Genomic DNA, 14,696 nt, shown 5'->3' on the forward strand with positions numbered 1-14,696 from the left:
GGCTTGGGACGCCTGTGGGATAAGCATACCGAATATGGGATGCATCTCAGAAACGAGATGGTGTGTTGGTGTGTATCACGATGCCGTGACGCCACCCGAGAAACGAGAGTCTAGTTGGAAGTTTGTGTGCGGGGACTAAAGCCCATCGCTCCGGGCAACCCGGCCGTCGGGCCAGAACGATTAACAGCGAACCGACCTAGCCTCGAACGAGAACCGAGCGTGTCGCGTCCGTCTCCCGTCGTGTGGGTTCCCCCGGCGAGCGAGGCATCTGACCCGTGGGCTGGGCGGTCGTTCGCCGTCGACCGCGCGTCCCTGTCACCCGATGCAACCGCCTCGACAGTCGCCGAACGCCTCTGCAGCACCGGCGCCGTCTGTCTCGTCCTCTCGCACGACCTGTCCACCGAACCGACCGGCCTCGAGGTCGTGCGGGCGGTCCGCGACCGCGACCCCGACATTCCCGTGGTCCTCCACACGGCCGAGCCGGACGGCCGGGTCGCCAGCGAGGCCATCTCCGCCGGCGTGACCGACTACTGCTACGGCGACGACCTCGCGGACTGCGTGGCGGCGGTCCTCGACGACGCCGCCGGCGAGGACCCCGAGAGCCAGCAGGCGGCGTACCGCCGGCTCCACGACATCGTCACCGACACCGGCGCCGACTTCGAGACCACGACGCGCCGCCTCCTCGACCTCGGCTGTGCGTACCTCGGCGTCGACATCGGCTTCGTCACCCGGTTCGTCGACGGCCAACAGCACATCGTCACGGCGACCGGCGGCCACGACGACATCCAGGACGGGGCGAGTGCCCCCGTCGAGGAGAGCTACTGCCGGCACACCGTCGCGGCCGACGGGCTGGTCTCGTACCGCGACGCCGCCACCGAGCTGGCGGGCGACCCCGCCTACGAACGGTTCGGCCTCGGCTGCTACCTCGGCGGGAAACTCCTCGTCGACGACGAGCTGTACGGGACCCTCTGCTTCGCCGACGACGACGCCCGCGACCGCGACTTCAGCGAGGCCGAGCGCACCTTCGTCGAGACGATGGTCGACTGGTACGGCACCGAGCTCGAACGCCAGGAGGCAGAACAGGCGACCGCGGTCGCCCGCGAGGAGCTGACGCGGGTGCTCGAACGGGTCGAGGACGGCTTCCTCGCGCTCGACGCGGACCGGCGGTTCACCTTCGTCAACCAGCGAGCCGTCGACCTCCTCGACCTCGAGACGACCGACCTCCACGGGCAGCAGCTGGACGAGGTCGCCGACGGCTCGGCCGTCTCCTCGTTCGTCCCGGCCCTGGAGAACGCCATGGAGTTCCAGGACCCGGTGTCCTTCGAGGAACACCTGCCCTCGCAGTCGCGCTGGCTGTCCGTGAGTGCGTACCCCGCCGACGACGGGGTCTCCGTCTACCTCCGCGACGTGACGACCCAGAAAGAGCGCGAGGTGATGCTCGACGACCTCCTCGAGACGATGCGCGACCTCGTCCAGGCCGATACCAAACAGGCTGTCGCGGACATCGTCGTCCGTGCCGCCAACGACATCCTCGGGCTGGACTTCGTCGCGGTCCGGCTGCACGACCCGGAGACCGGGGAGCTCGCCCTGGTGGCCGGGACCGACGGAATCTTCGACCGCCTCCCCGACCGCCCCACCTACGACAGCGACGAGGGGAACCCGGGCGCGGCCTACACCGCGGGCGAGTCCTTCGACTCCGTCATCCACGACCACGAGGAGATCCAGTCCGCGCGCTACGTCCCGCTCGGGGAGTACGGCGTCATCTCCGTCGCGAGCCGCGAGCAGGACCCCGTCGGCGACGTGCGCCGGGGCGTCCTCGACGTGCTGGCGACCAACGCCACCGCCGCCCTCGAACGCGCCGAGCGACAGGAGACCCTGCGCGAGTACGAGACCGTCCTCGAGAACGTCCAGGACATGCTCTACGTCCTCGACGAGGACGGCCGCTACAGCTACGTCACCGAGCCGCTGGCCGAGTTCCTCGGCTGTGACCGGGAGGAACTCATCGGTGAACGCCCCGGCCGGTTCCTCAGCGAGGAGAGCCAGGCCGCCATCGCAGAACGCCTGGAGGCGTACAGCGAGGAGGATGTCTCCGTCGCGGGGACCTACGAGGTGACCATCGAGACCGCCGACGGTCGGTCCGTCCCCGTCGAGATCGAGAGCACCGGGTTGCCACGGGCGGGCGAGACCGACGGGTTCCCGGGGTCGGTCGGCGTCCTCCGCGACGTCTCCGCCCTCCACCGGACCCGCGAGGAACTGGAGGCCGAGAACGAGCGCTTCCGGCACCTCTTCGAGAACATCCCCGACCCGGTCATCGAGAACGACTTCTGCGACGGCGAGCCGATAATCACGGGCGTCAACGAGGCGTTCGAACGGGTGTTCGGCTACGACGCCGAGGCGGTGGTCGGCGAGTCCGTCAACGACGTCATCGTCCCGGAGGGCCGGGAGAAGGAGGCTGAAGAACTCGACGAGCAGGCCGACGGCGACGAGATAATCACCAGGGAGGTCCGCCGGCTGACCGCCTCGGGCGAACGCGACTTCCTCTTCCGCGGCGTCGGCTACGAGCGCGAGAACGGCACCCTCGCCGGCTACGGCATCTTCACCGACATCACGGCCCGCAAGGAGCGCGAGCGCCGTCTGGAGGTGCTCCACACCGTCCTCCGGCACAACCTCCGCACCGAACTCACGCTGCTCACCGGCTACCTCGACCTGCTCGGGTCGACCGTCGACGCCCCGGAACTCGTCGGCAAGGTCCGGAACGCCGTCACCGAGATCGAGAACCTGAGCGCGAAGGCCCGGACGCTCGAACGGGTGGTCGACAGGGACACCCAGCCCTCGCCGACGGACGTCCTCCCGATGGTCCGGCACGTCGTCGAGCGAGAGCGCCAGCGCCACCCGGAGGCCACCGTGGCCCTCGACGCCCCGGAGTCGGCGACCGCCGTGGCCGACGACGGCCTCGACCTGGCGCTGTCGAACCTCATCGAGAACGCGTTCGAACACGGCGGCCAGCACGTCACGGTCACGGTGGCGGATGGACCGGAGACGGTCACCATCCGGGTGGCCGACGAGGGCCCGGGCCTCCCCGAGCACGAACGCGAACTCGTCCAGGGCGAGCGCGACATCACGCAACTCGAACACGGCAGCGGCCTCGGCCTCTGGGTGGTCGAGGCGGCGGTCCGGTCGCTCGGCGGCGAGCTCGCCTTCGTGGACCCCGACGCCGGCTGTGCGGTCGACCTATCACTCCGGAAGCAATAGCCAGAAGCGTTTTGTCCTGACGTGGGCAATCCACGCCAAGTCTTATCGTGTCGCACACGCGTACGCTCTTGCACATCCGCCCACGTGACGGCCCCCCGGCGAGGCACACCGACCTCGCCGACTGGGCGACGGTCACGGCGGCAGACGTCGCATCGGCGGAACGCGTCCTCGCCGACCACACGGTCGATTGCATCCTGTGCGACCACGACCTGTCCGGCGACGCCTCCGGAATCGCCGTCCTCGACGCCCTCGACGCGTCGCTTCCCGTGCTCTACCGGACCGCCACGCCCGACGGCGAGGTTGCCTCGGCCGCGACCGCCGCCGGCGCGACCGGCTACTGTCACGGCGGCGACGACCTGCGCGACCGACTGGCGGGACTGGTCGGTGCCGACGACCGCGACGACCACGCGAACCCCGGCGGCGCCCACGCCTCCATCGTGGCGCCGGACTCCTCGGCCGCCGCCATCCTCGAACGCATCGGCGAGGCGTTCTTCGCGGTCGACACCGACTGGCGATTCACGTACGTCAACGAGACCGCCGCCGAGGTGCTCCAGCGCGACCGGGCGACACTGCTCGGCGAGAACCTCTGGGAGGCGTTCCCGGCGGCGACCGACCTGCCGTTCCACGAGCAGTACACGAGGGCGATGCGGGAACAGGCCTCGGTGTCGTTCGAGGCGTACTACCCGCCCCTCTCGCTCTGGACGGAGGTGACCGCCCACCCGGACGCGGACGGCCTGTCGGTGTTCTTCCGCGACGTGACCGACCGCAAGCGCTACGAGCAGATGCTCCCGGGGCTGCTCCAGACCACCCGCGACATGATGCAGGCGACCGACTCCGAGGCCATCGCGGGCCGGCTGGTCGAGGCCGCCGAGGAGCTGCTCGGGCTGGACCTCACGGTCGTCCGCCTCCACGACCCCGAGACGGACGTCCTCGTGCCGGTGGCCGGGACCGACGGCATCGGCGACGCGTTCAGCGAGCGCCCCCACTATCCGGTCGGGGAGGGCGGCCCCGGCGAGGCGTTCGAGCGCGGGGAGTCGCTGTACCGGGCCCACCCGCAGCCACTGTACGATTCCGACGACAGCCTGGCGCAGGTCGAGGCCGCCCTCTACGTCCCCATCGGCGAGTACGGGACCCTGAGCGCGGCGTTCGAGACGCCGGACGGGCTCGGCCCGGTCGAGCGCCAGACCGCGGAACTGCTCGCCGCGAACGCGAGCGCGGCCCTCGAACGCGCCGAGCGCCGCGAGCAACTCGAACGCTTCGAGGCCGTCATCGAGTCCGTCGAGGACATGCTCTACGTCCTCGGTCCCGACGGCCGGTTCCAGTACGTCACCGAACCGTTCGCCGAGTTCGTCGGCTACGACCGGGACGACCTGGTCGGCCGGAGCCCCGGGTGCATCACCGACGAGGGCGTCGTCGAGCGCATCGGCGACCTCGTCACCGAACTCTGGAACGACGCGGACCGCCGGAGTGGCACCGTCAGCGCCCAGGTGGTGGCCGCGACCGGCGCGACCACGCCCATCGAGGTCGACATCTCCCTGTTGCCCGCCGAGGACGGAGCGTTCGCCGGGTCCGTCGGCGTCGTCCGGGACGTGACCGACCTCCGCGAGACCCGCGAACGGCTCCGCTCGGAGAACCAGCGCTTCCGGTACCTGTTCGAGCACATCCCCGACCCCCTCGTCGAGTGCGAGTACCAGGACGAGTCGCTCGTCGTCACCTCCGCGAACCCGGCGTTCGAGCGCGTGTTCGGCTACGACAGCGAGGAGATCGTCGGGGAACCCCTCAACGACCACATCGTCCCGCCCGAGGAGATGGCGGCCGCGAGACGTATCGACCGCGTGGCCGCGACCGAGGGCGAGACGGCCGAGGAGGTCCGCCGCCTCACCGCGACCGGGGTCCGTCACTTCCTCTTCCGGGCGGTGAGCTACGACCTCGACGGCACCCGCCACGGGTTCGCGACCTACACCGACATCACGGACCGCAAGGAGCGCGAGCGCCGCCTCGAGGTGCTCCACACCGTCCTCCGGCACAACCTCCGCACCGAGATGAACCTCATCGGCGGCTACGCCGAACAGCTCGAGCGCGAACTCGACGAGGGCCACGACCTCATCGACGACATCCAGTCCGAGGCCCGCCACGTCGCCAACCTGAGCGACACCGCCCGGAACGTCGAGCGGGCACTCGACCGGGGCGGCGACGCCACCATCGAGCACCGCGACGTGACCGGCTTCGTCGACCGGGCCGTCGCGACCGCCCGCGAACGGTTCCCCGACGCCGACATCGGGCTCGACCGGCCGGCCGCCGTCGAGGCGATGGCCGACGACCGCCTCGTGTTCGCGCTGACGAACGCCCTCGAGAACGCGGTCGAACACTGCGGCCGCGAGGTCCCCCGGGTCATCGTGACCGTCGAGCAGTGCGACGAGACGGTCGAGATACGGGTCGCCGACAACGGACCGGGCATCCCGGAGCAAGAGCGCAAGTTCGTCACCGGCGAGCGCGACATCACGCAACTCGAACACGGCAGCGGCCTCGGCCTCTGGGCCATCACCTGGGTCGTGAACGCCTTCGACGGCGACATCGACTTCGAGACGAGCGAGGCGGGAAGCGTCGTCGTCCTGCGACTCAGAAGTCGGTAGTCGCGGCGTCGGCCGGGCCGGGCGTCAGTACTCGACGAGCGGGTCGTCCGCCCAGAAGTCGCTGTCCTTCTGCAGTTTCGGGACCCACGTGTCGGCCGTCTTCGAGAGGAGGACGACGCGGGACTGGGGCACGTCCTTGAGGTGGTCGTGCTCGGGCATGTGCTCGGCGACCGCCTCGCCGAACTCGACGACGGCCTCGTGGTCGGGCATGGCCGACCGGTCGAGGCGACCCCGCGAGTGCCCGACGTGCATGTACGCCTTCAGCTCGACGAAGTCGGGGTCGGCACGCTCGTAGAACGCGGCGTACCAGTCGGGGTCCTTCATGTTCTCGCCCTGCACGAGGGTCGTCCGGAGGACGGTTCTGGTGTCCTCTTTCGCCGCGAGCACGTCCATCGTGTCGACCAGGTTCTCCCACGCGTCGTCGTCGACCGCCTTCACGACGTTGTCGAAGGTGTGGCGCTCGGCGGCGTCGACCGAGACGTAGAGCTGCGTGGGGTCACACCGCGAGAGCAGCTCGGGGTTCGTCCCGTTCGAGACGAGGAACGTCGTGATGTCCCGCGCGTGGAACTCGTCGATGAGTTCGGGCAGGTAGGGGTACAGCGTCGGCTCGCCGTCCAGCGAGATGGCGACGTGGCGGGGGTCCATCGCCTGCTCGAACACCTCGCGAGGGACCTCGTCGTTCCCGCCGTAGCCCGCGAGCAGTTCGCGCTGGAGTTCGAGCGTCGCGTCCGCGACCGCCGCCGGGTCGTCCCACTCCACGTCCCCGAGTTCGTAGGCGTGCCCGGCGTGGTCGCGCCAGCAGAAGACACAGCGCTCGTTGCACTTGACGACCGGCGTCATCTGCATGCACCGGTGGGACTCGATACCGTAGAAGGCGTACTTGTAGCACTTCCCGTCACCCGTCAGTGCGTTCTTCGTCCACCCGCAGGTCTGGGCGGCGGTGTGGTTCACGCTGTGGTAGTTCGGGCTGGACACCTGCATCGGCCCGTCCCCGGCCTCCTCGGAGTCGCTCATTGGGGGCGGGTTCGGCGGCCGAGGGGAAAAACGAACTGGTGCGGGTCAGCCCAGCGTGACGACGATGCCGCCGTCGTCGTCCTCCTCTTCATCGTCCTCATCCTCGTCGTCGTCCTCATCGTCCTCGTCATCGTCTTTCTTCTCCTGTCCCGGCGGGCCGTCCCCGTCGTGCCCTTCCTTCTTCCCGGGCCCGTCGTCTTCGGAGTCGTCGTCGGGCATCTCCATCTCGTCCTCCGTCGTCCGCGCTGTCTCGTCCGTCGTCTCCTCATCGTCACCGACGACGAGGACGTTGTCCTCCTCGCCCGTCGTCGTGTCGGGCGACGACTGCGTCTCGGTCGCGGTCGACCGGGCTGTCGCGGTCGCGGTCGACTGGGCCGCCTCGGTGTCGGTCGCCTCGGCTGTCGACGGCGCCGACGAGTCGGCGGTTCGTGGCCCGGACGCGCCGGGGCCGACCATCGCCACCGCGACGCCGGTGACGAGCAGCACGATTCCGACCACCGAGAGCGCTCGCTGGAACTGTCCCATCGGGCACTGGTATGGGCCACGTCACCATTCCTACGCACCCGGTAAGGTCCCCTACACTGCGTTGCAGACCGTTGCGCTCTGTTGCGAGTCGCTGCCGGCGGGGGGCTTGCCGGCCTCGTGGACCGTGCCCCGGCGGCCCGGTGCGCTCCCCATTCAGAAACCCCTTTACCCGCGAACGAGGTACGTGGGCGTATGTTCCTGCAGCTACGGACGGAGGTCGAGGACGCCCTCACCGGGGCGCTCGCCGCGCTCGACCTCCCCACAGACGACCTCGGCATCGAGGAGCCACCGGAAGACGTGCCGGCCGTCCTGGCCTCCAGCGTCGCCTTCCGACTGGCCAGCGAGGTCGGCGCACCGCCGCCGAAGGTCGCCGCCGACGTCGCCGCCGAGATCGACCCCGACGACTACGAGTACATCGGCGCCGTCGACACCCAGGGCCCCTACGTCAACGTCCTGCCGAGCGACGCCTACTTCCAGGGGACCCTCCAGGAGAGCCAGGCCGAGGACTACGGGAACCTCCCCGCGAAGGACGAGTCCGTGGTCGTCGAGCACACGTCCGCGAACCCGACCGGGCCGGTCCACGTCGGGCGCGCCCGCAACCCCATCGTCGGCGACGCCGTCGCCAACACGCTGGAGTACGCCGGCTACGACGTCGAACGCCACTACTACGTCAACGACGCCGGCCGCCAGATGGCCGTGTTCACGTGGGCCTACGAGACCTTCGACGAGGACGACCTCGATTCGGAACCCGAGCGCGACCGCATCGAGTACGACCTCGTCCGCTACTACCGCAAGGGCAACGCGTTCCTCGAGGAGGGCCCCGCCGACGAGGTCGAGGAAGCCGAGGCCGAGATCCAGGCCATCATGCAGGGCCTGGAGGAGGGCGACGAGGAGACCTTCGAGCGCGTCTCGACCGTCGTCGACCAGGTGCTCTCGGGCATGCAGGAGTGTCTCGCGCGCCTGCCCGCCGAGTTCGACCGGTTCGTCAAGGAGACGCAGTTCATGTTCGACGGCTCAACCGACGACCTCGTCGACCGCCTCAAGGAACTCGACGAGGCCGTCTACGAGGAGGACGCCTGGCAGCTCGACCTGAGCGACCACGGCATCGACAAGAAGATGGTGTTCCTGCGCTCGGACGACACCAGCCTCTACACGACCCGCGACCTCGCCCACCACGAGTGGAAGTTCGAGAACTACGACCGCGCCGTCACCGTCCTCGGCGAGGACCACAAGTTGCAGGCCGACCAGCTCCGGACGACGCTCGACCTGCTCGGCAACGACGTCGAGCAGCTCGACAACGTCATCTTCTCGTGGGTGAACCTCCCCGGTGGCCTCGGGATGTCCACCCGCGCCGGCACCGGCGTCGACCTCGACGACCTGCTCGACGAGGCCATCGCCCGCGCCCGCGACGAAGTCGAGACGCGCATGGAGGACCGCATCCGTGACGACGACCTCTCCGACGAGGACGTCGAGCGCATCGCCCACCAGGTCGGCATCGGGGCGGTCCGCTACGACATCGTCTCCAAGCAGCCGACGAAGGCCATCACCTTCGAGTGGGACCAGGCGCTCGACTTCGAGGCCCAGTCCGCGCCGTACGTCCAGTACGTCCACGCGCGCTGCTGTGGCATCCTCGACGACGCCGAGGAGATCCCCGACGCGGTGGACGCGAGCGTCCTCACCGCGAAGGAGGCAGAGGACCTGCTCCGCGTCATCGCGCGCTTCCCCGCGGTCGTCGAGGCCGCCGCCGAGGACCTCGAACCGCACACGGTCGCGACGTACACCCGCGAGTTCGCGGAGACGTTCAACGCGTTCTACCGCGAGTGCCCGGTCCTCTCCGAGGAGGACGAGGACCTGCGCCAGGCACGCATCGCGCTCGTGGGCGCTGCTCGCCACACCATCGCGAACGCGCTGGCCATCCTCGGCGTCGCCGCGCCCCACTCGATGTAGCGCCGGCTGGTCGCTCGACCAGCGCTACGGACGCACTCGTTTTCGACCCGAAGAGCCCGAGAAGAGTCGCTCGCCGCGAAGAGTCGCTACTCGGAGGTGTCGGTCCCGCCGTCGGCCTCGGCGTCGGGAATCTCGATTCTGTCGGCACCGCCGTCGGACGCGGTGTCGTCGTCGTCGTCGTCGACCTCGGAGATGGCCGCCGAGACGTCGTCCTCGCTGGCCGCCTGGGCGTCGTCCTCGGGATTCTGGCCCTGGTTCCCGCCGTCGGTGTCGGGACGCTGGCGCTTCCGGCGCGGTTCGAACCGCGGCCGTTCCTCGGGCGAGGCCTCGCCGACGAGCCGGGCGGCGAGGTAACGGTACGCCCGGGACGCGGCGGTCTTCGGGGCGTGGACGACCAGTGGCGTCCCCGCGAAGACGCTCGTCCTGACGGCGTCGTCCTCCGGTACGGTCGCGAGCAGCGGGAGGTCGAGACCGGCGGCGATCTCCTCGTGGTCGATGTCGCTGCCCGGGCGGGTCCGGGTCAGGACGAGCCCGGCGATGGAGCCGCCGGCGCGGTCGGCGAGTTCGCACGTCTTCTTCGCGTCCTGCACGGAGGCGGGCTCGGGCGTGGAGACGATGACGACCTGGTCCGCGAGGCCGAGGGGGAGGACCGTCTCGTGGCTCACGCCGGCGCCGACGTCGAGCAGCACGAAGTCGAACTCCTCGCGGAGCGTGTCGACGACGTCACGGAGGTTCTCGGTCTTGACCGCGGCGTAGCTGTCGAGTTCGTTCCCGCCCGGGACCGCCCAGATACCGTCCGCCAGCTGGTAGGTCGCGTCCATCACGTCGGCCTCGCCCGCGAGCACCTGGTGGAGGGTGACCGAGTCGGGCGAGAGACTGACGAACCCGGCGAGGTTCGACATCCCGAGGTCGACGTCGACGATAGCGACGCGGTTGCCCGCGCCCGCCAGCGCCGTCCCCAGGTTCACCGTCGTCGTGGTCTTCCCGACACCCCCTTTGCCGCTCGCGATAGCGTACACCGACTCCTCTGTGTTCATGCTAGGTGGACAGACTGCCGGACGACTAATAAAACATTGAGGGCGACACCGTAGCACGGAATCCGGCGGTGGTGTGGACACGGCAGGCGTCGCTGCTGTGGGGGCGAACAGGCGGCAGTCGCTTCCCGGTCGGGGGTCTGCCGCGCACCCGCCTCGGCCACCCGACCGGCCCACGTCAGGGCACACCCCCTCTGGCCCCGGCATCGCTGATAAACCCTGAACCGCCGTCCCAGGCCCGCTACCGTGGGACGTGTGGGCACACGAACCGCAAGGAACAGTTACTTACCGCCCGCCCGGCCTAGACTCGCCAATGAGCGAGCAGGAGGGCGAGGCGCAGTCCGACCGAAAGAAGTACGAGTTCCAGAAGGTCATCGAGGAACTCCAGCAGTACGAAGGGTCGGGTACCCAGCTGGTCAGTATCTACGTCCCCGAGGACAAGCAGATCAGCGACGTTGTCGCCCACGTCACCCAGGAGCACAGCGAGGCAGCCAACATCAAGTCCAAGCAGACGCGGACCAACGTCCAGGACGCCCTGACGAGCATCAAGGACCGCCTCCGGTACTACAAGAACCCGCCGGAGAACGGGATGGTGCTGTTCTCGGGCGCCATCGACGCCGGCGGCGGCCAGACCGACATGGTCACCAAGGTACTCGAGGGACCGCCCCAGCCGGTCGAGTCGTTCCGCTACCACTGTGACTCCGCGTTCCTCACGGAACCGCTGGAGCACATGCTCGCGGACAAGGGCCTCTACGGCCTCATCGTCCTCGACCGTCGCGAGGCGAACGTCGGCTGGCTCCGCGGCAAGCGCGTCGAACCCGTCAAGTCCGCGAGTTCGCTCGTCCCCGGGAAACAGCGCAAGGGTGGCCAGTCCGCCCAGCGTTTCGCCCGGCTCCGCCTCGAGGCCATCGACAACTTCTACCAGGAGGTCGCGGAGATGGCCAACGACCTGTTCGTCCCCGAACGCCACGACATGGACGGCGTCCTCGTCGGCGGCCCCTCCCCGACCAAGGACGAGTTCATGGACGGCGAGTACCTCCACCACGAGGTCCAGGACCTCGTGCTTGGCAAGTTCGACGTCGCCTACACCGACGAGTCCGGCCTCTACGACCTCGTCGACGCCGGCCAGGAGGTGCTGGCCGACGCCGAGATCATGGAGGACAAGGAGCTGATGGAGACGTTCTTCAAGCAGCTCCACAACGGGAACAAGGCGACCTACGGGTTCGAGCCGACCCGCCAGAACCTCGTGATGGGGTCGGTCGAGACCCTGCTCATCTCCGAGGACCTCCGCGACGACGTGGTCGTCTACGACTGCGGCGGCACCGAGGAGTACGAGATCATCGACGCCCGCAAGAACACGCCGACGCACACCTGCGAGGACGGCTCCGAGGCCGAGGTCGAGAAGCGCGAGGACGTCATCGAGTTCCTCATGAACATCGCCGACCAGCGCGGCACCGACACGAAGTTCATCTCCACCGACTTCGAGAAGGGCGAACAGCTCCTCAACGCCTTCGGTGGCATCGCCGGTATCCTGCGCTACTCCACCGGCGTCTAGACACCCCCGTCCTCCTGCGATTCACCCTAGCCGAGCAACTGCTCCAGCTGTCGCCGTCGCCGCCCGATGGCGACCGACGGCTGCAGGTGCGAGTCCGCCTCCAGTTCCTCCAGTACGAGCATCGGGTCCACACCGCGCTCCTCGACGCGTTCGAGCAGCTCCTCTATCTTCGTGCGGTTCAACGCCAGCGAGGACAGCAACCCGACGACCAGCGCCATGTCGACCGCGGCCGCCTCGTCGGCGGGGAACGCCTCGCTCACCTGTGTGAGGTCCGCACTCGCCGGGGCGGTCTCGGCCGGCTGGACGTGGAGACAGGCCGTGCAGATGGCCGCCGCCTCGCCGCCACCGGGAGCGTACGACGCGACCTCGTCTGACACCTGGAACGGGACGCTCTCTGACCGACACTCGGAACACTGCATACGAGAACGGAGAGGCCGAATCGCCTAAAAGCTAGGCGGCGACCGGAGAGCAGAGAGAACGAAGGGTAGTCAGTTGTGGGCCGCGACGACGCCAGCCTCGGTCTCTTCTTCTTCGGCCTCGCGTGCTTCCTTCTCCTCTTCTTCCTTCTTGTCCTTGATCTTCTTCATGCGGAAGATCTCCTCGCGCTCTTGCTCCTCGAGCTTCTGCTCGATGTACTCCTGGTTCTCGCGGAGTTCGGGCAGCAGTTTGAACTCGAGTGCGTTGACACGGCGCTTGGTCGTCTCGATCTCGGAGAGCATCTTCTTCATCGCCGTCTCGACCTCGGCGGCGAGGATGATGGTCTCCAGCAGCTCCTCGTAGGCCTCGGCGGCCTCGTCGATGCGCGCGGAGGTGCCCAGCACACCGTAGCCGCGCTCGTCCAGCGACTTCTGGACCTTCGAGGACTCGATCTCGGGCACGACGACCCCCATGATGTTGCGGGACTCCGTCGTGATCTCCGGGTGCTCTTTCAGTGCGGCGGCAGCACCGCGAACCGCGACGTCGCCCTCCATGGCGCGCGCCATGTTGATCTTCTTCTGGGCCTCGTCGTAGTTCTCCTCCAGGTTCTCCCGGACGTCCTGTGCCTGGTCGAGGATGTCCATGAACTCCATGATGAGGCCGTCGCGCTTCTGCTCCAGCGTGTCGTGACCCCGCTCGGACAGCTCGATGCGATCCTCGATCGCCATCAAGTTCTTCCGAGTCGGCTTGACGTCGTTGGCCATTACGAGGGGGTTGCACACCCAGCCTGTTAACCCTTTACGATTGACTCCACGCGCGAGCGCGTGCGAGACCGCGAGTCTCACCGGGCCGTGCCCGTGTCTGGCCGGCGCTGTCGCTGGCCATCTGCGAAGAGAGAGAAAGATACCGCGATTACGCTTCGACGGCCTGCGCTTCCTCGACGTAGTACTCCTCGATGAGGTCCTCGTCGATACGGTTGAGTTCCTCCTTCGGGAGCGTCGAGAGCAGTTCCCAGCCGATGTCGAGCGTCTCGTCGATGGTACGGTCCGTGTCGTACCCCTGCTGGACGAACTCCTCCTCGAAGCGGTCGGCGAAGTCGAGGTACTTGTTGTCCAGCTCGGACAGTGCCTCGCGGCCGACGATGTTCACGAGGTCGCGCAGGTCCTCACCCTCCGCGTACGCGGCGAAGAGCTGGTCCTTCACGTCGGCGTGGTCCCCGCGGGTGAGGCCCTCGCCGATACCGTCGTCCATCAGGCGCGACAGGGACGGCAGCACGTTGATCGGCGGCTGGATGCCCTGGGAGTTCAGGTCGCGGTCCATCACGATCTGCCCCTCGGTGATGTACCCGGTCAGGTCCGGAATCGGGTGCGTGTCGTCGTCACCCGGCATCGTGAGGATGGGCAGCTGCGTGACGGAGCCCTCGCGGCCCTCGATACGACCGGCGCGCTCGTAGAGCTGGGCCAGGTCGGTGTACATGTACCCGGGGTAGCCACGGCGACCCGGAACCTCCTCGCGGGCCGCACCGATCTCGCGCAGCGCCTCACAGTAGTTGGTCATGTCCGTCAGGATGACCAGCACGTGATAGCCCTTGTCGAACGCGAGGTACTCGGCGGTGGTCAGGGCGAGACGCGGGGTGACCGTCCGCTCGACTGCGGGGTCGTCCGCGAGGTTCATGAAGACGACGGAGCGCTCGAGTGCGCCCGTGCGCTCGAAGTCCTCCATGAACTCGTTCGCCTCCTCGGCCGTGATACCCATCGCGCCGAAGATGACTGCGAACTCGGTCCCCTCGTCGTCGCCACCTTCGTCCTCCTCCGGGACGGTCGCCTGCCGGGCGACCTGCAGTGCGACGTCGTTGTGCGGCAGGCCGGAGCCCGAGAAGATGGGTAGCTTCTGCCCGCGGACGAGGGTGTTCATGCCGTCGATGGCGGAGATGCCGGTCTGGATGAACTCCTCGGGGTACTCGCGGGAGTAGGGGTTGATAGCCGCACCGACGATGTCGCGGCGTTCGTCGGGGACGATGTCCGGGCCGCCGTCGATGGGGCGACCGGACCCGTCCAGCACCCGCCCGAGGAGGTCCTCGGTGACGGGCATCTTCATCGTCTCGCCCAGGAAGCGGACGGACGACTTGCGGTCGATACCTTCGGTGCCCTCGAAGACCTGGATCGCAACCACGCCTTCCGAGGATTCGAGCACCTGGCCGCGCTTGGTCTCGCCGTTCGGGGTCTCGATCTCGACGATCTCGTCGTACCCGATGGCCTCGTCGACCTCGGCGAACACCAGCGGACCGCTGATCTCTGTAATCGTCTGGTACTCCTTCAT

The 14,696-nt window shown here is 68.4% G+C and carries 10 protein-coding genes; 4 read left to right on the top strand and 6 right to left on the bottom strand.

The genetic code is table 11. The features are described 5' to 3' along the window. Positions 1 to 219 precede the first annotated feature (219 nt). Entirely contained in the window at positions 220 to 3,252 is a 3,033-nt protein-coding gene (locus NOV86_RS09250) for a PAS domain S-box protein (RefSeq protein ID WP_267641057.1), read from the top strand. A gap of 47 nt (positions 3,253 to 3,299) precedes the next feature. Continuing rightward, the gene (locus NOV86_RS09255) at positions 3,300 to 5,885 is read left to right on the top strand and encodes a PAS domain S-box protein (protein ID WP_267641058.1); all 2,586 of its coding nucleotides are present in this window, start codon (positions 3,300 to 3,302) and stop codon (positions 5,883 to 5,885) included. Between the two features lie 24 nt (positions 5,886 to 5,909). Here NOV86_RS09255 and twy1 read toward each other — a convergent pair whose 3' ends face one another. After that, positions 5,910 to 6,899: a 4-demethylwyosine synthase TYW1 gene (twy1, locus tag NOV86_RS09260; RefSeq protein WP_267641059.1), complete on the bottom strand. Its 990-nt coding sequence runs from the start codon at positions 6,897 to 6,899 to the stop codon at positions 5,910 to 5,912. 45 nt (positions 6,900 to 6,944) lie between these two features. Continuing rightward, on the bottom strand, positions 6,945 to 7,424 hold the full coding sequence (locus NOV86_RS09265) for a hypothetical protein (protein WP_267641060.1): 480 nt from the start codon (positions 7,422 to 7,424) through the stop codon (positions 6,945 to 6,947). A 192-nt stretch (positions 7,425 to 7,616) separates the two neighbouring features. Between NOV86_RS09265 and argS the strand changes: the two genes are divergently transcribed. Beyond that, positions 7,617 to 9,371 (top strand): arginine--tRNA ligase, encoded by a 1,755-nt coding sequence (argS, locus tag NOV86_RS09270; protein ID WP_267641061.1) that lies wholly within the window; start codon positions 7,617 to 7,619, stop codon positions 9,369 to 9,371. A gap of 86 nt (positions 9,372 to 9,457) precedes the next feature. Here the strand turns inward: argS and minD are convergent, their stop codons facing one another. Next, complete coding sequence (minD, locus tag NOV86_RS09275; RefSeq protein WP_267641062.1) at positions 9,458 to 10,408, bottom strand: cell division ATPase MinD; 951 nt, start codon at positions 10,406 to 10,408, stop codon at positions 9,458 to 9,460. Between the two features lie 310 nt (positions 10,409 to 10,718). Between minD and prf1 the strand changes: the two genes are divergently transcribed. Then, the gene (prf1, locus tag NOV86_RS09280; RefSeq protein WP_267641063.1) at positions 10,719 to 11,960 is read left to right on the top strand and encodes a peptide chain release factor aRF-1; all 1,242 of its coding nucleotides are present in this window, start codon (positions 10,719 to 10,721) and stop codon (positions 11,958 to 11,960) included. 26 nt (positions 11,961 to 11,986) lie between these two features. On the opposite strand, the gene NOV86_RS09285 is transcribed toward prf1, so the two are convergent. From NOV86_RS09285 to NOV86_RS09295, 3 genes are all read right to left on the bottom strand, one after another. After that, the gene (locus NOV86_RS09285; protein WP_267641064.1) at positions 11,987 to 12,379 is read right to left on the bottom strand and encodes a DUF6276 family protein; all 393 of its coding nucleotides are present in this window, start codon (positions 12,377 to 12,379) and stop codon (positions 11,987 to 11,989) included. Between the two features lie 69 nt (positions 12,380 to 12,448). After that, positions 12,449 to 13,141 (bottom strand): V-type ATP synthase subunit D, encoded by a 693-nt coding sequence (locus NOV86_RS09290; RefSeq protein WP_267641065.1) that lies wholly within the window; start codon positions 13,139 to 13,141, stop codon positions 12,449 to 12,451. A gap of 148 nt (positions 13,142 to 13,289) precedes the next feature. Next, positions 13,290 to 14,696 carry an ATP synthase subunit B gene (locus NOV86_RS09295; protein ID WP_267641066.1) on the bottom strand — a complete coding sequence of 469 codons (1,407 nt, stop codon included), beginning with the start codon at positions 14,694 to 14,696 and terminating at the stop codon, positions 13,290 to 13,292.

The organism is Haloarchaeobius amylolyticus, from assembly GCF_026616195.1.
Taxonomy (GTDB): Archaea; Halobacteriota; Halobacteria; order Halobacteriales; family Natrialbaceae; genus Haloarchaeobius; species Haloarchaeobius amylolyticus.

What these genes read in the sequence shown, in the direction of transcription:
- prf1 (WP_267641063.1), top strand. Translation starts at nt 10,719, where the DNA reads ATGAGCGAGCAGGAGGGCGAGGCGCAGTCCGACCGAAAGAAGTACGAG.
- twy1 (WP_267641059.1), bottom strand. Translation starts at nt 6,899, where the DNA reads ATGAGCGACTCCGAGGAGGCCGGGGACGGGCCGATGCAGGTGTCCAGC.
- NOV86_RS09265 (WP_267641060.1), bottom strand. Translation starts at nt 7,424, where the DNA reads ATGGGACAGTTCCAGCGAGCGCTCTCGGTGGTCGGAATCGTGCTGCTC.
- argS (WP_267641061.1), top strand. Translation starts at nt 7,617, where the DNA reads ATGTTCCTGCAGCTACGGACGGAGGTCGAGGACGCCCTCACCGGGGCG.
- NOV86_RS09285 (WP_267641064.1), bottom strand. Translation starts at nt 12,379, where the DNA reads ATGCAGTGTTCCGAGTGTCGGTCAGAGAGCGTCCCGTTCCAGGTGTCA.
- minD (WP_267641062.1), bottom strand. Translation starts at nt 10,408, where the DNA reads ATGAACACAGAGGAGTCGGTGTACGCTATCGCGAGCGGCAAAGGGGGT.
- NOV86_RS09290 (WP_267641065.1), bottom strand. Translation starts at nt 13,141, where the DNA reads ATGGCCAACGACGTCAAGCCGACTCGGAAGAACTTGATGGCGATCGAG.
- NOV86_RS09295 (WP_267641066.1), bottom strand. Translation starts at nt 14,696, where the DNA reads ATGAAGGAGTACCAGACGATTACAGAGATCAGCGGTCCGCTGGTGTTC.